At 43.9% G+C, this 19,814-nt stretch carries 21 protein-coding genes; 17 read left to right on the top strand and 4 right to left on the bottom strand.

From position 1 onward, the window contains the following. The first annotated feature begins 144 nt into the window (after window positions 1-144). From AA84_RS17105 to AA84_RS0104765, 3 genes are all read left to right on the top strand, one after another. Window positions 145-1,074 carry a DMT family transporter gene (locus AA84_RS17105; RefSeq protein WP_037562999.1) on the top strand — a complete coding sequence of 310 codons (930 nt, stop codon included), beginning with the start codon at window positions 145-147 and terminating at the stop codon, window positions 1,072-1,074. A gap of 104 nt (window positions 1,075-1,178) precedes the next feature. Further along, window positions 1,179-1,853, top strand: coding sequence for a response regulator transcription factor (locus tag AA84_RS0104760; RefSeq protein ID WP_010026391.1), 675 nt, complete (start codon window positions 1,179-1,181; stop codon window positions 1,851-1,853). Further along, window positions 1,850-2,920, top strand: a complete 1,071-nt coding sequence (locus tag AA84_RS0104765; RefSeq protein ID WP_051575333.1) for a sensor histidine kinase — start codon at window positions 1,850-1,852, stop codon at window positions 2,918-2,920. The genes AA84_RS0104760 and AA84_RS0104765 overlap by 4 nt, the downstream gene beginning before the upstream one ends. Window positions 2,921-2,923: 3 nt before the next feature. On the opposite strand, the gene prli42 is transcribed toward AA84_RS0104765, so the two are convergent. Continuing rightward, window positions 2,924-3,022, bottom strand: a complete 99-nt coding sequence (gene prli42 / locus AA84_RS18810) for a stressosome-associated protein Prli42 (RefSeq protein WP_152080501.1) — start codon at window positions 3,020-3,022, stop codon at window positions 2,924-2,926. Window positions 3,023-3,195: 173 nt separating this feature from the next. Between prli42 and AA84_RS0104775 the strand changes: the two genes are divergently transcribed. From AA84_RS0104775 to rnz, 3 genes are read left to right on the top strand one after another with little or no spacing between them, the layout of a single operon-like run. Beyond that, window positions 3,196-4,317, top strand: coding sequence for a M20/M25/M40 family metallo-hydrolase (locus AA84_RS0104775; RefSeq protein WP_028976256.1), 1,122 nt, complete (start codon window positions 3,196-3,198; stop codon window positions 4,315-4,317). A 26-nt stretch (window positions 4,318-4,343) separates the two neighbouring features. Continuing rightward, entirely contained in the window at window positions 4,344-5,555 is a 1,212-nt protein-coding gene (locus AA84_RS17110; protein ID WP_037563001.1) for a DNA polymerase IV, read from the top strand. Window positions 5,556-5,596: 41 nt separating this feature from the next. Continuing rightward, window positions 5,597-6,532 carry a ribonuclease Z gene (rnz, locus tag AA84_RS0104785; protein ID WP_028976257.1) on the top strand — a complete coding sequence of 312 codons (936 nt, stop codon included), beginning with the start codon at window positions 5,597-5,599 and terminating at the stop codon, window positions 6,530-6,532. Between the two features lie 128 nt (window positions 6,533-6,660). Here rnz and AA84_RS0104790 read toward each other — a convergent pair whose 3' ends face one another. Beyond that, window positions 6,661-7,923 (bottom strand): ammonium transporter, encoded by a 1,263-nt coding sequence (locus tag AA84_RS0104790; RefSeq protein WP_028976258.1) that lies wholly within the window; start codon window positions 7,921-7,923, stop codon window positions 6,661-6,663. Between the two features lie 276 nt (window positions 7,924-8,199). Here AA84_RS0104790 and AA84_RS0104795 point away from each other — a divergent pair, with 276 nt between their 5' ends. From AA84_RS0104795 to AA84_RS0104820, 6 genes are all read left to right on the top strand, one after another. Further along, a complete protein-coding gene (locus AA84_RS0104795) occupies window positions 8,200-8,985 on the top strand; it encodes an SDR family NAD(P)-dependent oxidoreductase (protein ID WP_028976259.1) in 786 nt (261 codons plus the stop codon). Window positions 8,986-9,104: 119 nt separating this feature from the next. After that, a complete protein-coding gene (locus tag AA84_RS0104800) occupies window positions 9,105-10,094 on the top strand; it encodes a thiamine pyrophosphate-dependent dehydrogenase E1 component subunit alpha (protein ID WP_028976260.1) in 990 nt (329 codons plus the stop codon). Window positions 10,095-10,124: 30 nt separating this feature from the next. Next, entirely contained in the window at window positions 10,125-11,159 is a 1,035-nt protein-coding gene (locus AA84_RS0104805) for an alpha-ketoacid dehydrogenase subunit beta (RefSeq protein ID WP_028976261.1), read from the top strand. A gap of 81 nt (window positions 11,160-11,240) precedes the next feature. Then, window positions 11,241-12,485, top strand: a complete 1,245-nt coding sequence (locus AA84_RS0104810; protein WP_028976262.1) for a dihydrolipoamide acetyltransferase family protein — start codon at window positions 11,241-11,243, stop codon at window positions 12,483-12,485. Window positions 12,486-12,792: 307 nt separating this feature from the next. Then, window positions 12,793-13,869: an AI-2E family transporter gene (locus AA84_RS0104815; protein ID WP_028976263.1), complete on the top strand. Its 1,077-nt coding sequence runs from the start codon at window positions 12,793-12,795 to the stop codon at window positions 13,867-13,869. A gap of 71 nt (window positions 13,870-13,940) precedes the next feature. Beyond that, complete coding sequence (locus AA84_RS0104820; RefSeq protein ID WP_028976264.1) at window positions 13,941-14,402, top strand: NUDIX hydrolase; 462 nt, start codon at window positions 13,941-13,943, stop codon at window positions 14,400-14,402. Window positions 14,403-14,459: 57 nt separating this feature from the next. Here the strand turns inward: AA84_RS0104820 and deoD are convergent, their stop codons facing one another. Continuing rightward, window positions 14,460-15,170 (bottom strand): purine-nucleoside phosphorylase, encoded by a 711-nt coding sequence (gene deoD / locus AA84_RS0104825; protein ID WP_028976265.1) that lies wholly within the window; start codon window positions 15,168-15,170, stop codon window positions 14,460-14,462. A gap of 72 nt (window positions 15,171-15,242) precedes the next feature. Continuing rightward, window positions 15,243-15,632, bottom strand: coding sequence for an SMU1112c/YaeR family gloxylase I-like metalloprotein (gene gloA2, locus AA84_RS0104830; protein WP_010024835.1), 390 nt, complete (start codon window positions 15,630-15,632; stop codon window positions 15,243-15,245). A gap of 184 nt (window positions 15,633-15,816) precedes the next feature. Between gloA2 and AA84_RS0104835 the strand changes: the two genes are divergently transcribed. The 5 genes from AA84_RS0104835 (at window position 15,817) to spoIIM (ending at window position 19,712) form a co-directional block, all read left to right on the top strand. Next, the gene (locus tag AA84_RS0104835) at window positions 15,817-16,749 is read left to right on the top strand and encodes a cation diffusion facilitator family transporter (protein WP_223362498.1); all 933 of its coding nucleotides are present in this window, start codon (window positions 15,817-15,819) and stop codon (window positions 16,747-16,749) included. Between the two features lie 267 nt (window positions 16,750-17,016). After that, window positions 17,017-17,559, top strand: a complete 543-nt coding sequence (locus AA84_RS0104840) for a cysteine hydrolase family protein (protein WP_028976267.1) — start codon at window positions 17,017-17,019, stop codon at window positions 17,557-17,559. Between the two features lie 16 nt (window positions 17,560-17,575). Further along, window positions 17,576-18,178, top strand: coding sequence for a DNA-3-methyladenine glycosylase I (locus AA84_RS0104845; protein WP_028976268.1), 603 nt, complete (start codon window positions 17,576-17,578; stop codon window positions 18,176-18,178). A 251-nt stretch (window positions 18,179-18,429) separates the two neighbouring features. Beyond that, window positions 18,430-18,978 carry an NUDIX hydrolase gene (locus tag AA84_RS0104850; protein ID WP_028976269.1) on the top strand — a complete coding sequence of 183 codons (549 nt, stop codon included), beginning with the start codon at window positions 18,430-18,432 and terminating at the stop codon, window positions 18,976-18,978. 101 nt (window positions 18,979-19,079) lie between these two features. Beyond that, window positions 19,080-19,712, top strand: a complete 633-nt coding sequence (gene spoIIM / locus AA84_RS0104855) for a stage II sporulation protein M (protein ID WP_028976270.1) — start codon at window positions 19,080-19,082, stop codon at window positions 19,710-19,712. Window positions 19,713-19,814: the final 102 nt, after the last annotated feature.

The following is a 19,814-nucleotide window of genomic DNA, read 5'->3' on the forward strand; positions in this document are numbered from 1 at the left end:
TGAAAAAACGAAAAGGGTTATCTCCTTGTGGGGAAAGCGTTTTGGCCAGTTAGCAAATTAGGCTATGAATAATTCAGGTTTATTAATGACAATATGCTTTGTATACTAAATTTATAAATAAATGTGACGGTTGAGGGATGGGCGATGAGTCAGCATAAAGCAGATCTTATTCTGGTACTTGTGACGATGTTTTGGGGTTCTTCCTATATTTTTATGAAAATAGGAATGGAAAGTTTAGCGGTATTTAATCTGATCGCACTTCGTTTTCTTGTAGCATTTGTAGTGACCGCCATTCTATTTTTTCGCATGTTGGGAAAAATCGATTGGGTGACCGTGTTGTTCAGCATGATCCAGAGTGTGCTTTTACTCGGGGTATTTAGCTTTATTATGTATGGAATGAAAACTGTTTCTACATCAAAAGCGGGTTTTCTTGTCAGTTTGACCGTTGTTTTTGTACCGCTTGTTCATGCATGCATTGTGAAAAAGCTTCCGGGAATACGCGCTCTATGTGGTACACTGATCGCGCTTTTAGGGATTTATGTGCTGACCGGCGCCGCTTCAATTGGCTTAAATGCAGGTTCGCTGTTCCTGATCATCGCTGCGCTGTTAAATGCAATTTATATCGAAATTACCGGTCGAATCATTCATCGCGTAAAGATTATTCCTTTTAGTATGTATCAGATGGGGTTTGTAGCGGCGGTCGCATTTGTCTTTTCTGCTGCTTTTGAGCGGCCGCATTTGCCGGATTCTGCATCGGTATGGATTTCTGTACTTGGTCTTGGACTGCTTTGCAGTGCAGCAGGCTATTTGCTTCAGGCGGCTGCACAAAGATATACAACATCGCTTCATGCGGGACTTATTTTCACGCTGGAACCGATCTTTGCTGTTTTCTTTGCGTTTCTTGCAGACGGTGAGCATATGTCATTCCATGAATACGTCGGTGCCGTTCTTGTGTTGGCCAGCCTTGTCATTATGGAACTCAAGCCGCGATTTTTTCAACATATTAAAAGGGGGTTCCGTGCACGGATCATGCAGATAAAAACGAAATTTTCTCGTTTTGTTGCGAAGATTTGACGGATTTGGATGAAACGCACCCCTGAATCGTTCAGATTCATGTTCTGTTCATAGTCTTGTTTCAAAATAAGAACATCGTTGTTGTAAAGGAGTTGCAGTTGACCTTGAAAAAAATTCTGGTCGTTGATGATGATCCTCATATCCGTGAACTTGTCACGGTGTTCCTTGAAAATGAGGACTTTTCATGCATTGAAGCAGAAAACGGAGAACAGGGACTTGAACGTCTTGAGCAGGAAAATGCGGGCTTGATCATCTTAGATATTATGATGCCGGAGATGGATGGCTGGACGTTTTGCAGGCGCGTTCGCAAACGATGGCAGATTCCGATTCTAATGCTGACAGCAAAGGGAGAGACAATGCAGAAAGTGAAAGGTTTTGAACTGGGGGCAGATGATTATCTCGTAAAACCGTTTGAACCAATCGAACTTGTCATGCGTGTCAAAGCATTATTGAAACGGTATCAGGTTTCCGTATCGCAAACCGTTGAAGTCGGGCGTCTGATCTTAGACCGAAAATCCTACACGATTTTCAAAGGTGATGCATCCATTATGATCCCTTTAAAGGAATTCGAGCTTCTCTTTATGCTCGCCGGTTCGCCCGGACGCACATTCACCCGTGATGACTTGATCGAGAATATTTGGGGCTACGATTATGAAGGCGATGAACGTACGGTTGATGTGCATGTTAAGCGACTTCGCGAGCGATTCAGTACAGCTTCCAGCGGGTTCGAAATTAAAACAGTCCGCGGTTTGGGCTATCGATTGGAAGAAAGTAAATGAAAAATCAATGCTCATCGAAACTGAAGGTACACAGTCTGGCAATTCTTTTATTACTTTCGATCGTTGTCTACTGGGTTTTGTTTTACTTCTTGCTTGAACTGTTTTTTTCTTGGCTTAGGGTTGCCATTCACCCAATCCTTTTGCATGTTGCAAGTGCATTGCTTGGATTGGCCCTTTTTGCTTTTGTGATGGCTCAGGTCGGAAAATATATGAAGCCGAAACGAATCAGCTACTTTCAAACGATCATTCAAGCGATAAGGCAGATGGCAAAGGGAAATTTTGAAATCAATCTCGACATTCCTCTGCCGACGGATCAGAAAAGCCGGCATAATCCATTTGTACAGTTGGTTGACAGCGTGCATTATATGGCGAAGGAACTTGGCCAATTGGAGCGAGTGCGCCAGGAGTTTATTTCAAACGTCTCTCACGAAATTCAATCGCCGTTGACGTCAATTAAAGGATTCGCCCGTGCATTAGAGAATGATCGCTTGCCAGAGAATAAGCGGATGCACTATTTAAATATCATTCAAAAAGAGGCGGATCGCTTATCGAAGTTAAGTGATAACTTAATGAAATTAACGGCACTTGAAAACACTAAACATCCGATTCGTTTATCCAACTACCGACTGGATCGTCAAATTCGTTCTTGCCTGCTTGCGCTTGAGCCGCAGTGGACAAAGAAAGCACTAGATATGACTATCGAGCTCGATCCGATTACGATTGATGCGGATATTGATTTAATGAACCAGGTATGGATGAACTTAATCCACAACAGTATTAAATTTACACCGGAACATGGGAAGCTACAGGTAGAATTGAGCATTCGCGATGGGCGAATTATGTTCTGTCTATCCGACACAGGGATTGGGATTAAAAAAGAAGATTTCGTTCATTTATTTGAACGATTCTATAAAGCGGACCGCTCGCGGACAAAGCGTCAAGAAGGCAATGGACTTGGTTTGTCCATTGTGAAAAAAATTATCGATGTGCATCACGGAGAAATTCATGTACAAAGTGAATATCAGAAGGGGACGCGTTTTACAATACTGCTCAATAAGAGTGGATAAAGCTTAATTGCTGACAATCGCAATAATGAAGGCGGATATTGAGGAAAGTACAAGTGCAGCAATCATCAGGTAAACAATAAATTTAAACAGTTTCTTATGCATGTCCTAAATTCCCTTCATTGCTTTTTCCTAACTATTATAGTAGATAATCCGCCAAGCTTTCAATAGTTAAACGCGTTTGGTTAAAAAAGGTATGGTATGATAAGAGTGGCTATTGAGATCGAACCGATGCACCTCGTATCGGTTCTTAAAAGTTTTCTAGGTGGGTGAATGGATTGATCAATCAAGAACGTTTGGTTACTAATTTTTGTGAACTCGTTCAAGTCGATTCGGAAACAGGAAATGAAGGACAGATTTTTAAAGTCCTTAAAAACAAATTGTTGGCTTTGGGCTTAGATGTAAAAGAAGACCAGGCACAACAGAAAACCGGACATGGTGCCAGCAACTTAATCGCGACACTCCCCGGTACGATAAAAGGAACACCGATCGCACTGAGTACACATATGGATACGGTTGTTCCCGGAAAAGGGATTAAGCCCGTCATTGCAGACGGGTTCATTGCTTCTGATGGAACGACAATTCTTGGTTCAGACGATAAAGCAGGAGTATCCGCGATTCTGGAAGCGATTCAAGTCATTAAAGAAAATCAAAAAGATCACGCCGAGGTTCAAATCATTATTACAGTCGGCGAGGAGTCCGGGTTACGCGGGGCAAAAGCGCTTGATCGATCGCTCGTCCATGCGCAGTATGGTTTTGCTTTAGACAGTGACGGACCTGTTGGCGATATTGTTGTCGCCGCTCCTTTTCAGACGAAGCTGTTGGCAGAAGTCTATGGAAAGACGGCACATGCCGGCATTGAACCTGAAAAAGGAATCTCGGCTATTTCCATTGCTGCAAAAGCGATTGCACGCATGCCGCTCGGGCGTATCGACCGAGAAACGACTGCAAACATTGGTCGTTTTGAAGGTGGACAAGCCACTAATATTGTCTGTGATTATGTAAAAGTCCTCGCAGAAACGCGTTCACTAAATCAGTCAAAAATGGAAAAACAAGCGGAGATCATGACTCGCGCTTTTGAAGATGCTGCAAACGAATACGGCGGGAAGGCAGACGTGCATACTGAATACATGTATCCGGGCTACCGATTTGGCCGTGAGGACCGTGTTGTTCAACTCGCAACAAGAGCAATCAATGCAATCGGAAGAACGCCGAGACTGCTTCAGAGCGGCGGTGGCAGTGATGCAAATGTTATTTCCGGTCAGGGACTTCCAACCGTAAACCTTGGTGTTGGCTATGAAGAAATTCATACGGTTAAGGAAAAAATTGCAATTGAAGAACTTGTGAAAACAGGTGAGTTAGTTCTTGCGTTGATCGATCAGGCAACGAACGAAGGGTAAATCATATCTAAGGACGGAGAATGATGATGGCGAATGCACGAGTCATTTTTCATGTTGATATGAACAGCTTCTATGCATCAGTGGAAATTGCAAATCATCCTGAATTGAGAGGCAAGCCGTTGGCGATTGCCGGAAAAGCGGAGGAACGGCACGGGATCGTCGTAACCAGCAGTTACGAAGCAAGAAAAATGGGTGTGCGAACGACCATGACGGTTCGCGAAGCGAAGCAAAAATGCCCGCAGCTCATTGTTCGTCATCCTGATTTCTCGCTCTATAGAAGGACATCGGAGCAACTATTTACAATGTTGAAAGACTATACGAACCTTGTAGAGAAAGCCTCCATTGATGAAGGGTATCTTGACGTCAGCCACTGGATTCATCGCAGGCATCCTCTGAACTTGGCAAATGAGATCCAGAGCCGCATTCGAGAGGAACTTCATTTGCCATGCAGCATAGGGATTGCCCCCAATAAATTTCTTGCAAAAATGGCATCTAATCGGAAAAAGCCAATGGGGATCACCGTGATACGTAAGCGTGATCTCCCACAAACGCTATGGCCGTTGCCTATTGGAAAAATGCATGGCGTTGGTCCAAAGACTGAAGAGAAATTCAGTTTAGCGGGAATCAAGACGATCGGCGATCTGGCTGCAAGAAATCCTGATGCTATTGAAAGAAAATATGGAATAAACGGCAGGCGTCTGCATGACTTTGCAAATGGATGGGACGTGCGTCCGGTTGACCCGGATTCATGGGACCGTTATAAAAGTATTGGTCATTCAATGACTTTATCTCATGACACCGTTGATCTTAAAATGATTTATGAGACAATGCAGCAATTAGCGGGCAAGCTTGAGATGAAATTAAAACGGGAGCATGTGGCAAGCTACGAATTGGTTGTCATGATCCGTTATCATGATTGGAAGACAATTACGCGGCACAAGTCCACCATGCAGCCTTTGCGTTCTAGGCAGGAGATCTTGAATCTGGCTTTTTCTGTCTTCCAAGCCAACTGGAGCGGTGAGGCTGTGCGGCTTCTTGGGATCACGCTCGCATCGTTTCAAGCGATTAGTGAATCAACAAAACAGCTCGATCTTTTTTCTTATCAGAATGACATTCAGACCGAGGAGCTGGTTGACTTAATTGATCGAATCAATGATCAATTTGGTGAAAATACGCTGCTTCCTGCTACACGTCTTCTGAATAAAAAACGTTCCGAGTCTCCGGATTCCGGTTGTTGATCTCTACATAAAGAAGGTTCGCGTGACAAAGGATGGATAGAATGAAATTTACTTTTTTAGGCACCGGAGCGGGAATGCCGGCGAAGGAAAGAAACGTAACTTCTATGGCACTCAGTTTCCCGGAATACGATGGTGACCTCTGGCTCTTTGATTGTGGTGAGGGAACGCAACGGCAAATTCTCTACACGGCAGTGAAATTAACGAAATTAACGGCTGTTTTTGTAACGCATCTGCATGGAGATCATTTATTTGGCCTTCCAGGCATACTAGGCAGCCGGTCGTTTCAAGGTGCTGAACATCCATTGGAACTTATTGGACCAAAGGGATTAAAAGCTTTTGTTGAGACTTCGCTTCAGGTTTCAGGGACACATCTGCATTATCCCTTGGCGATTCACGAGATTGAGTCAAAGGGAAAGGTTTATGAAAATGAACATTTCATTGTTCATGCATGTGAACTGGATCATGGGATTCAAAGTCTTGGTTACAGGATTACCGAGAAGGACCAACCTGGAGAACTGCTTGTTGATAAGTTGATGGATCTTGGTATTCGACCGGGTCCTATCTACAAAAAAATTAAGGAACAGAGTCAAGTGATCTTGCCTGATGGACGAACACTAGAGACCGCTCCTTTTATCGGCAAAAAAAAGAAGGGACGCCATGTGGTGGTTTTAGGCGATACGCGGCCATGTCAAGCTGCACTTAATCTCGCCGAACATGCGGATGTGCTCGTTCATGAAGCAACCTTTAATGGTCAAAGTGCTCGTTTGGCGCATGATTATCATCATTCAACATCAATTCAAGCAGCGGAAATGGCGCAAAAAGCTGAGGTGAAGCAGCTGATTTTGGCTCATTTAAGTTCCAGATACCAGAAAAAAGAACAGCATGCACTATTAAAAGAAGCTAAATCTGTTTTTAAGCAGACCTATTTAGCGCATGATTTCTGGACTTTTGAGTTGCCTTATCAGCAACGATCTTAATCAATAGAACGAGATTAGGATCGGAAATAATCGCCGAACCTTAGCTTTCAATTGATGATACACAAAAAAAGATTCCCACATAAGGGAATCTTTTTTTGTGTATCTAATAATTTATTAAGTATTTTTAGTTATTTTCCTTCAGTTTCGCCATAGCCGTAAGCACCGTGTTCGCTGATATCAAGACCCGCTTTTTCAGCTTCCGCGGATACACGAAGACCGATGGTTGCTTTGATGATTGAGAGCACAATCAAGGAAGCGACAGCTACGAAAGCGAATGCTGCGATTACACCAAGTGCTTGAACGCCTAATTGATAGAGACCGCCGCCGTAGAAGAGACCCGGTTTGCCGACTCCGGCCAGTTCAACAAGCTTCGGTGCTGCAAAGAATCCGGTAGAAAGTGTACCGATAACACCCGAAATACCATGAACAGAGAATGCGTAAATCGGATCATCGAGTCCTTTGCTTTCAAGGAAGATTGAAGTCCAGTAAGTAAAGGCACCGGCAACAGCTCCGATTACGATTGCTGCCCATGGTTCAACGAACGCACAGGAAGCAGTGATCGCTACGAGCGCTGCAAGCACGCCGTTACACATTGCACCGATATCTGCTTTCTTCGATAGGATCATTGCTGCAAACAAAGCACCAAGTGCACCGGCTGCTGCTGCCAAGTTCGTTGTTAAAGCAACATAGCCGAAGAACTGACCGTATCCAGAAGTTGCGACACCCGTGGATACCGTGCTTCCGGCATTAAATCCAAACCAGCCGATCCAAAGGATGAATGTACCAAGGAAAACAAAAGGAATGTTGTGAGCCGGGATTGTTTTTGCTTTTCCATCAACAAATTTTCCGATTCTCGGTCCAAGGAGAAGTGTACCGATTAGCGCAGCAGTCGCACCTTGAAGGTGAACGACTGTTGATCCAGCAAAATCCTGCATGCCGAGCGTGCTCAACCAGCCGCCGCCCCATACCCAGTGTCCGACGACTGGATAAATAATGGCAACAAAGACTGTGCCAAAGACAAAGTAAACAGCCAGTTTTGCACGTTCTGCAAAGCCGCCCCATGCAATCGCAAGAGATACAGCGGCAAATGCGAGTTGGAACAAGAAGAAAATAGAATCATAGCCGCTTGGAACACCGCTTAAGAAAAATTTAGAAGTTCCAATGAATGCATTACCATCACCGAAAGCGATGCCGTAACCAACCGCCCAATAAACAATTGAAGAAAGTGCAAGCGTAATAATTTGCTTACCGGTAATATGGCCCGCATTTTTGCTTTGCAGTGATCCTGCTTCAAGAAATGCAAAACCAGCTTGCATAAGGAGAACTAAGATTGCTGCAACCATTACCCATAATGAATCCAAACTAAATGTAATTGCATCTGTTGCTTTCATTAAATGAATGCCCCCTTCTTTATGATGTAGTAATTATAACATACGGTGTCAGTAAATGTTACAACAAAATATTAAAAATATTCCATTATTTTTGAAAGCCCTTACATAAGCTACAATTTTGTCACGATTAAAAAGTCTGCCTTGGATCTGTCCAAATCAGAAGATTTCTTTTTCGGACACTGCTCATTGCTAAATTGTTTTGCATTGTTATAAACTCTCTATAATAATAGAAATGGTAAAACGGTACAATGCGTACTTACTCTGAGGTGGAACTTTATGAAATTAACGAATAAAATGGTTGTCATCACCGGGGCATCCAGCGGACTTGGCAGGGAACTGTCCATTCTGTGTGCCGCCAATGGTGCGCATATCATTATGCTTGCCCGCAGCACAGCAAAATTGAAAACCTTAAAAGATAAAATCGAACAATCAGGCGGCCGTGCGGTTTATGAATCATTAGACATTACTGATGCAAAACAGGTTCATTTAACGTTTCAGGCAATCATGGAAAAATTTAAGCGCATCGATCTGCTGATCAATTGTGCGGGCGTCGGCTATTTTCAGCCGCTTACTGAAATGAATACGGAGGAAATTGATCAAATGATTGCAGTCAATGTACGCGGGCTTATTTATTGCACACATGAGGCTGCTCAAGCGATGGAAGCGCAAAAATGCGGCTCCATCGTTATGATTGCTTCTCAGGCGGGGATTATAACGACACCGAAGTCTGTTGTTTATGGTGCAACGAAGCACGCCGTGATCGGTTTTGCGAACGGCGTACGTATGGAACTTGAAGAAGCGGGTGTTCATGTAACGGTTGTAAATCCTGGACCAATCCGTACACCGTTCATGAACAATGCGGATCCAACGGGTAATTATCGGAAGCGCGTCGACCGATTCATGCTTGATCCGCGCCACACAGCCGAACGTATTTTGCATGCTGTAGGCAAAAATAAACGGACATTAAATCTTCCGTGGTATATGGGGATTGGCTCAAAGGTATATCAATGCGTTCCTGCAGTTTTCGAAAAGGTGTGCGGCCCTTTTTTACGAATGAAGTGAAAAAGCGGCAAGCAGTCGCATATAAATATTTTGCATCGGAAGCAAAAATAGAGTATGATTATATAGTAAGAAAACGCTTACATCATTGCTGTAAGTGCTATATGACGGGAGGAGTCAGAATGCAAACTGAGGCATCCGCAAAAGACATGACCGTTGAAAAGGCGAAATGGATTTATACGAAAATGCAAGAGATCCGTCAATTTGAAACAGCAGTACATGATATTTTTGCGAAAGGTGAAATTCCTGGTTTCGTTCATTTGTACGCCGGCGAAGAAGCGGTAGCGGTCGGCGTGTGTGCGCATCTAACGGATAGCGACAGTATTACAAGCACACACCGCGGTCACGGGCATTGTATTGCAAAAGGCTGTGACTTAGATGGAATGATGGCAGAAATCTATGGACGATCGACAGGTCTGTGCAAAGGGAAAGGCGGTTCCATGCACATTGCCGACGTTTCTAAAGGAATGCTTGGGGCAAACGGCATTGTTGGTGCCGGACTGCCTTTAGCGATTGGTGCTGGACTTACTGCTAAAGTGAAAAAAACGAAGAATGTTGCGGTGTGCTTTTTTGGTGATGGCGCCAGCAATCACGGTACATTCCATGAGGCTGTGAATATGGCTGCTATTTGGAAGCTTCCAGTACTCTTCGTTTGTGAAAATAACGGGTTTGGAGAGGCGTCGACCTTCGACTATGCGGCAGCAGCGGAACGGATTTCGGACTTTGCGAACGTCTATCGAATTGCGGGCGAAACTGTGGATGGAAAAGATTTGTCGGCTGTATATGAAGCCGCAGGCAAAGCAGTGGAACGTGCACGTAATGGGGAAGGGCCGACAATTCTTGAATGCATGACCTATCGCGATTTCGGACATTTCGAAGGCGATACGCAAACGTATAAAGATGCCGACCAGCAAAAAAAAGCGATGACTGAAGATGATGCCATTGTTCGATTTCAAACCTTTGCAAAGGAAAATGATCTGTTGACTGAGGGAGAGATAAAAACGATCGATAACTCCGTAAAAAAAGCGGTGGAACACGCGATAAAATTCAGTGAAGAAAGTCCGTTTCCTGATGATCACGAAGTGACCACCGATGTTTATGTCTCATACTAATCTAATTGGATCAATCTGGAGGTGCTTGCAATGGCAGTAAAGATGAGTTATTCAGATGCAATTAATGATGCGATTCGCTTTGCGATGCGAAAAGATGAAAGCGTTGTCTTGATTGGTGAAGACGTTGCCGGCGGAGCCGAGGTTGATCATCTTCAGGATGAAGGGGCCTGGGGCGGCGTTTTTGGTGTAACAAAGGGAATTGTTGAAGAATTTGGTCGTGACCGTGTGATCGATACACCGATTGCTGAATCCGGTTATATGGGTGCTGCCGTTTCGGCTGCGGTAACCGGTTTGCGTCCGATTTCGGAATTAATGTTTAACGACTTTATCGGTAGCTGTTTGGATGAAGTGATGAATCAGGCAGCCAAGTTCCACTACATGTTTGGCGGCAAAGCAAAGGTTCCGCTGACGATCCGAACAATCGACGGCGCTGGATTCAACGCTGCAGCGCAGCACTCACAAAGCCTTTATGCACTTTTCACTCATATTCCGGGGTTGAAAGTTGTGATCCCTTCAAACCCTTACGACATGAAAGGCCTGCTCCTCAGTGCGATTTTTGATGATGATCCGGTTATTGTTTTTGAAGATAAAACACTTTATGGAATGAAAGGAGAAGTTGGCGAAGGCTTCTATACCCTTCCATTTGGAAAGGCGGAAATCAAACGTTCCGGTAAGGATTTAACCATTGTCGGACTTGGAAAGCAGGTTTATACCGCCTTGAAGGCAGCCGATCAATTGGCGAAAAAAGGTTTTGAAACGGAAGTGATTGATCCAAGAACGTTGTCTCCGCTTGATGAAGACACCATTATTAAATCGGTGCAGAAGACGGGCCGTCTAATTATTGTCGATGAAGCCTATCCGCGCTGCAGTGCGGCTACCGATATCGCGGCAATTGTTGGTGACAAAGCATTCGATTATCTGGATGCACCGATTAAACGGGTAACCGCGCCTCATGCTCCGGTTCCATTTTCGCCACCACTCGAAAAGCTGTATATGCCGACACCTGAGAAGATCATCGAAGCATTCCGAGAAATGGTCGGTGAACATGTATTCTCAGCTTTGTAAAATTTTCGAACGATAGGATTGGGAGCATGTGCTGCAAAAGTGTCACATATCCTGACTTTCATCTGAAAGGAGCGAGTGAAAATGGCGGTAGAAATCATCATGCCTAAAATGGGCATGGGTATGGAAGAAGGAACAGTGGTTGAATGGCTGAAACAAAAAGGCGATTCAGTCAAAAAAGGAGAGCCTGTCGTTTCAATTAGTTCAGATAAAATTGAAAAAGATCTTGAAGCACCCGAAGACGGTGTGCTCATTGATATTGAGGCCGAGGCGGATGATATTGTACCTATCGGACATCCTGTGGGCTATATTGGTGCCCCGGGCGAAACCGTTCAAACAAGTCAAGCAAACGCGCCTCAGCCTGCTGAACAAGAAAAGGACGTTCCAGCTGTCGCAACCCCTGTGCCGTCCCCACAAGTGCCGGATGGCGCAACAGAACCGCGGCTGCGCGTATCGCCAGCTGCCCGTCGATTAGCGAAATCAGCAGGGGTTGATTTGGCAACCGTTCAAGGCACTGGCCCGATGGGAAGAATCACAAAAGCGGATGTTGCAGCGGCTCAAATTAAGAAAGAACAAGAACCTGGTGTACAAACGGAGGCTGCCCCAGTAAATACCCCGACACCACCGGCAGCGCAATCCGCAGGGACAGCCAAAAAAGTGACGGGTATGAGGAAAGTCATTTCGGATCGGATGTTTAATAGTCTTCAACAGACCGCGCAGCTCACCTTACAGGCCACTGTTGATGTCACTGATTTGATTGCTTTCCAAAAGAAAGCGCGAGAAGCTTATCCAATCAATGATGAGGTACGGTTAACGATCACCGATTTTATTGCAAAAGCAGCGATCAATGCGTTGCTTGAACACAAATACATGAATAGTCTCTATGAAGGCGATACGATTACAACCTTTGATCATGTACATCTTGGTATTGCGGTTGCACTCGATGAAGGTCTTGTCGTTCCGGTGATTCATGGGGCTGATCAAAAATCATTGAGTACGATTTCACGAGAGATTAGAAAAGCAAGTAAGGCTGCACGCGGCAGCGAATTGAATCAACTCCAGTTGAGCGGTTCAACCTTTACGATAACTTCGTTGGGCACTTACGGTGTCGGTTTCTTTACTCCGGTGATTAATCCTCCGGAAGTAGGGATTCTCGGAGTCGGAACGATCACTCAGCAGCCGGTCTATGTTGATGATGAACTGCAAAAGCGCAGGGTCATGCCGCTCAGCCTCACCTTTGACCACCGTGCCGTTGACGGTGCGCCAGCAGCAGCATTCCTTGCAACGGTAAAAGCAAATTTGCAAGCGCCTTTTAAACTCGTTTTATGAGAAACTTAAGATTAATCAATCAAGAGGGTGTCTCAAAGTTGAAACGGACTTTGAGACACCCTCTTACAGGTATAAATGATGAACCAAGTACGAGGTGCAAGACTCCTGGGGGATCAGCGACGGGATGTGTCATGGTCTGTGCCGCGGTGAATGCCAGCATAAAGGAAACGGAGCAGGTTAATGGGAAACCCCGCATCAAAGTAATTATCCCTATGAAATCGATTTATATTGGATAATAATGTGAAAAGTAGGGTACAATGTGAGCGTAGCATCTATATTTTTTGGAAGAGAAGATAGGGGAATTTTAATGCCAAACTCAAAATACTTTCGTTTTGCCGTATGGGTTCTGATCACTCTAGTAATCTTAATGGTTGGTTCAAAGTTAACCTTTATTTTACAACCGTTAGGGGTGCTGTTTACTTCACTTGCTACACCGCTGATTATTTCGGGACTTCTTTATTATCTGCTCCGTCCACTTGTACGTGGATTGGTTCGTCTAAAAATACCGAAAGTTATCGCCATCCTAATCATTTATTTAGCCGGTATTGGATTGATTACACTTCTTGTTCTCTATTTTGGACCGCTCTTATATAATCAATTTTTGTCATTGATAACAAGTATGCCGGCATTGGTCCAGCAACTGAGTGAACAACTGGTAAACTTTCAGAAGAGCGATACATTTTTTAAATTGCACTTAGATCAAATTCCATACCTTGATTTTGCCAACCGGTTTTCTCGTTCATTATCCACCATTGCGACTTCAATTGGTAATAATGTATTAACGATTATTCAATCGATTACGGGCACGGTATTGATCATTGCGACCATACCATTTATTTTGTTTTACTTTTTAAAAGACAGCGACCGAATGTTCCGGGGATTGATGAAATTTATTCCTGACGAGCATCAAGAAAAAGCGCGTGAAATTTTGACCGATATGGATGCAACGTTGAGCGGATACATACAGGGACAGATGATTGTGCTGCTCTTCGATTTTGTATTTATTTATATATGGTACTTGATTATCGGACTGCATTATTCGCTTGTCCTTGCGCTTGTTATTTTATTTACGAATGTTATTCCGTTTATCGGTTCATTCATTGCGACAATACCTGCTGTTATCGTTGCTTTTATTCAGTCCCCTGTTTTAGCAATCTACGTTATTGTTGGAGTGACCGTTGTTCAGCAGATTGAAGGAGATGTGATTTCACCGCTTGTGATGGGAAGGAAGCTGGACATACATCCGCTGACGATCATTTGTTTGCTGCTCGTTGCCGGAAATTTAGCGGGAATTGTTGGCATGTTGCTTGCTATTCCTGTATACGCAGTCTGCAAAGTGATTATCACGCGGCTTTATAAGCTGTTTCAGTTGCGCAAACAATGAGCTTTGATTGTGCAGAACGCGATGCACTTTGAGTGAACCTCTATGATACACTAAACTAAGGAGGCGGACGCATGGGCTATATTCAGAAATTGCGCGAAATGATTGGGCATCAACCGTTAATCTTGGTTGGTTCCGTCGTTTTAATTGCTGATCATCAGAATCGATTATTATTGCAAAAACGGAACTATCCGAAAGAAAGCTGGGGGCTGCCTGGCGGACTTATGGAGTTGGGGGAATCTGCGGAAGAGACGGCAGTTCGTGAGGTTAAGGAAGAAACCGGCTTGACCGTGAGCGGCCTTAAACTTTTCAATATTTATTCAGGGGTACGCACGCCTGCGGTTGCCGAAAACGGCGATCAATATTATCCGGTAACGATTGCATACAAGGCGCAGTCCTTTGAAGGAAAGTGGCTGATCGATCCGAATGAATCGGAAACGTTCGAATTCCGCAGCAAAGACGAGCTGCCAAGTACCTTATTAAAAAACCAGTTGAAAATTATTGAGGATTATTTCAGTGCTGACGAAAAACAGTAAAAAAGCAATGATCTGTACGTTGGTTACGGATCATTGCTTTTTTCTAATCCTTTTCTGTTAGTCAGTGACAGCCGTTTCAAGAGCGATGTGGATCATCTCGTTAAAGGTCGTCTGTCGTTCTGCCGCTGTAGTGTCCGGTTCATCTGAGAATATATGATCGCTGACGGTGAGAACGGTCAGCGCTTGAACACCGTATTTTGCTGCTAATGTGTAAAGCGCTGATGTTTCCATCTCAACAGCAAGGACGCCGTATTCCCCTAATTTCTTGACGAGTTCCATACTATCGCGGTAGAAGACATCAGCAGAAAGTACATTACCGGCGCGCAGCGGTACACCAAGTTTTTTCCCAACCGTATACGCCTTATGGAGCAGCGAAAAGTCTGCAGTTGGCGCAAAGTTGATTTCTGGAAAGATGCCGCGATTAACCGCTGAATCTGTCGTTGCCGACATTGCGAGAATAACGTCCCGAACATGAATCCCTTTCTGGACACCGCCGCAGGTACCGACGCGGATTAGTTTTTTAACGCCATAATCACGAATCAGCTCGTTAACATAAATAGAAATAGACGGAATACCCATTCCTGTCCCTTGAACAGAGATACGTTTTCCCTTATAGCTCCCTGTAAAACCGAGCATGCCGCGGACGTTATTGTATTGCTTTGCGTCCTTAAGATAGGTTTCCGCAATATATTTTGCACGTAAAGGATCACCGGGAAGCAGAATGCGATCAGCAATCTCACCGGACTTTGCTTCAATATGTATGCTCAAAATGTAGTCCTCCTTAACTGGATCATATCAAATTCATCTTATTCTAACATGTCACGTCAAAAGAAGGAAAATTCATAACTCATAGAGTTCAAGCGGCAAATCATCGGGGTCTCTAAAAAACGTAAAACGTTTCTTTGTAAAGGGATCCACACGAATCGCTTCGGTTGCCACACCTTTTGCGCTCAGCATGTGAACCGACGCCTCGATGTCTTGAACGGCAAATGCTAAATGTCTGAGTCCGGATGCTTCCGGATGGGTGGGACGTTTGGGAGGGTTTGGAAAGGAGAACAGCTCGATTTGAGCGCCGCTGTCGCCGACAGCAAGATCCAATTTATACGAATCGCGTTCCTGCCGATAGGTTTCGTGGATCACCTTCAGTCCTAAAACAGAAACATAAAATTGCTTGGATCGTTCGTAATTCGTACAAATGACGGCACAATGATGAATCGAATGAACAGACATGACAATCAACTCGTTTCATAAATTATTTTGCTATTAGTATAGCAAAAAGTGTTCCATGTGTAGTGAATAAGATAAGATACGATTGACAGTACATCGGAAAATGATGATACTGAACATAGAAACGATGTTACCTGTATTCACTGATTTCAGGCAGTTTTCTTGGGAAAGAAGAGGTGAGTCAGACTTGGGGAAAGACATAGTGCATCACGAAAAAAAGGATCATCATGTTCATCACCACGCGGCAAATCAAAGGGCGCTATTGATCAGTTTTATCATCATAAGCGGGTTTATGATCGTCGAGGCGATTGGCGGCTATGTGAGCGGTAGTTTGGCACTGCTTTCTGATGCGGGACATATGCTCAGTGACGCAATTTCACTCGGTTTAAGCTATACAGCCATCTTAGTTGGCAATCGAGCTTCGGTTAATAATCGTAAAACGTTTGGTTATAAACGGTTTGAAATTCTTGCAGCTTTATTTAATGGTGCTTTATTATTGTTGATCTCGGTTTGGATCGTCGTTGAGGCAATCTCACGGATTAACGCGCCTGTCGAGGTCGCAAGCTTTGAAATGATGGTGATCGCTTGTATCGGGCTTTTGGTCAATCTTGTTGTTGCACGTATCTTGCATGGCGGCTCGGAGGATAATCTTAATGTGCATAGCGCATTCTTACATGTGCTTGGCGACCTGCTTGGGTCGCTCGGCGCGATTGCTGCAGCGGTGCTGATTTTTCTTTTTGGGTGGAATCTTGCAGATCCGATTGCAAGTATTGTTGTTTCACTGATCATTATTAAAAGCAGCTGGAGCATTTTAAGGGATTCGATTAATATCCTGATGGAGGCAAAGCCGGATCATCTTGATATCGAAAAGATACGCCAAGAAATCACAGCAATCGATGGCGTTGATGGAATTCATGATCTGCATATTTGGACGATCACTTCCGAATTTTTGTCGCTCAGCTGTCATTTGACAGCAAAGGATGGTGTGGATCGCGATGAATTACTGCGACACGTGGAAACGCTTCTTTCACATTATCGACTGGATCATTCAACCATTCAGATTGAGAGTGTTCATTTCAATACCTGCCGATCGGATTGTGCCCATCACGGGCATCATTGACCCATGTCGGCATTCGGCTCAAAGTCAGAATATACTAATAGAGCAGGCATAAACCATGCGGACGGCGTAAAGTCGTTCGCATGGTTTGTAAGCAAAGAAAGTTTATGATTTGGGACTGGCTGACGGCGGGGAGCTGAATGCCGTTCTAGCACAAGGTTGATGGAAAAAAGCCGTTTGCAGGGCGGCAATAAAGGAGCTGAGCACTTTTTTCTCCTCGGCGGCTCATGATAAAGTAGAGTTATCCATAAAAAAAGGGAGGTATTGCTGATGAGTAGAGATGCATTGCTTATCATTGATATGAGTAATGATTTTGTCCATGATCAAGGAGGGCTGAGTGCTGGAAAACCGGCTCAAAAAATTGTCCCTTTTATCGTCAAACTTGCCGATCAATTCAACGAAACGGGAAAGCCGATTTTCTTTTGCATGGATGCGCATGAAGCCAACGATGCTCATTTTAATCTCTGGCCGGTCCACAATGTGAAAGGAACGTGGGGGGCACATCTCTATGGCTCTCTTGGCGAATGGTATGTCACTCATAAGCAGCAACAAAAGGTTCACTTTATACCGAAGCCTGAATATGACGCCTTCATCCGCACCAATCTCGATCAACTGCTGAAGCAATATGAAGTTGATACCGTTCAATTGGTTGGTGTCTGCACGGATATTTGTGATTTTCTGACTGCGTACGGTGCTTATTCAAGAGGTTATGCGACAATTGCATACAATAAAGGTATGGCAACGTTTACAGATCAGCATGAACGATTTCTTGAGCACATGCATGCAATTTTTAAAACGACAATCATTGACTAAAACGGAGGCTCATCACGTGACAAAAAGATGTGAGGACGTTAAACAGCGCTGTGCATGGGTAAGCGCAGATCCCGATTATGTTGCCTACCATGATTTTGAATGGGGGCGTCCCAAGTATGATTCTCAGGAATTGTTTGAACTGCTTTGTCTTGAAGGCATGCAGGCAGGATTAAGCTGGATTACGATATTGAAACGACGCAGCAGTTTCAGAGAGGCCTTTGACCACTTCGATCCGAAACGGATGTCCGCGTATTCGGAGCAAAAAATCGAACATTTGATGAAGAATAAGGGCATCATTCGCAACCGCTTGAAAATTAAAGCAATGATTACGAATGCGCAAATGTATCTAGCACTTGAAAAACAACAGTCATTCAGTGATTTTCTATGGTCCTTCACCGGAGGTACACCGATCATACATCATTACAAAGAAGCAGAAGCGATCCCGGCATCGAGCAAGGCATCACTTCTGATGAGCAAAGCGCTGAAACAGCGAGGATTTAAATTTGTGGGTGAAACCATTTGTTATGCATTCATGCAAGCATCAGGTATGGTGAATGATCATGAAACCGGCTGCTTCTGCTACAGCCAATGTCTTACCACGCAAGATAAAGCGAATTAATTAAAATTTTGGATTTTAGGACGCAAAGCACGCTTGCAATGAGCAGAAACGATACGACGCTGAGTGTCATCATTGCTGAGATACCGCAACAGCTTCAGAGAACTAGCCAGTAAATAAATAGCCGACAGGAATAACCAGAGGGAATGGTTTGTGACCATAAATTTGTATTAAGTATTTTGCGGATTGTGGTAAAATTAGCATGACATTAAGCTGGGCGGTCAAGCGCTGAATGAGAATAAGGATGTGTTGTTATGGATGGCTTAACTGAGACAAAGAAGCGTTCAAAGGAAATTTTCAAGGGACGAATTGTGCATTTATTTTTGGATGAGGTGGAGCTGCCTAATGGCAAATCGTCCACGCGTGAAGTTGTGAAGCACCCGGGGGCCGTAGCGATTATCGCAGTGAATAAGGAAGGCAAACTGCTTCTTGTTCGCCAATACCGCTATCCGCTGGATCAAGTGATCTATGAAATACCAGCAGGCAAACTGGAACCTCATGAAGATCCCGATGACTCCGCAATGCGCGAGTTGGAAGAAGAAACCGGCTATCGCTGTAAAAAGATGGAAAAGGTTGCTTCGTTTTATTCATCACCCGGTTTTTCTGATGAACTGCTTCATGTTTACTTCACCGATACACTGATCGAAGGCAAACAACATTTGGATCCCGATGAATTTCTTGAGTTAAGCTCCGCAACGGTTGCGGAAGCAGAAAAAATGGTTGCCGAGCATCAAATCTATGATGCAAAGTCGGTATATGCAGTGCAATTCTTGAAATTGCGTGCGTTACAAGCAAAAAAATGAAAGAATGCGTGAATCTCTCGCAGTGAGCATAGATTTCTTTCTATCTCATAGAATAGGATTATAGATTTTAGATGTTCGAATCCTGTCGGGAGGTTACGCACATGTTCTCACAGCGGATCAAAATTGCGTTGAAGCAGCACATCAGCGATTATCTTTCTCTTTATACTTTTGTCACCGGACTTATCCTCATGGGAATTATTTTCGGTGCAATCGTTGTAAACTGTCTGTCCTATGAATCAAAAAGCAATTTGCTGCATTATTTACAACAATTTTTCGGTGAATTGGCACAGCATCAGATCGCTGGACCTCAAGCTTTATTTAAAGAGAGCTTTCTGCATCATTTTCAATTGATCCTATTAATCTGGGTGCTTGGTCTTTCTATAATCGGTCTTCCGATTATATTCTTACTGGTTTTCATTAAAGGGATGTTTCTTGGCTTTACGGTCGGCTTTTTGATCAGCCAGATGGGATCAAAAGGATTGATGGCTGTTCTCGTCAGCATTTTCCCTCAGAACTTGATCATTCTGCCGAATTTTTTATTTATCGCCGTACTTTCCGTTGCCTTTTCATTGAAAATGATCCGACAATTATTAATGAGGACACGAAAGCACCCGCTTTTACCGCAATTTATCAATTATGCAATCGTATTAGCAGCTGTATGCTTCGTTGCGGTAATCGCTTCAGGGTATGAATCTTATCTGTCTCCTGCGCTGATCCGTATTTTCATCTCATGAGCAGAGAACCGCTTCTTTTTTTAAAATAAAATAATTATAACTTGAAAATAATTATCTCTAATTGACACTGTTATCAATAAGGATTATAATTTTTTGTGAAAA

Source organism: Sporolactobacillus terrae DSM 11697 (genome assembly GCF_000648615.1).
In the GTDB taxonomy this organism is placed as follows: domain Bacteria; phylum Bacillota; class Bacilli; order Bacillales; family Sporolactobacillaceae; genus Sporolactobacillus; species Sporolactobacillus terrae.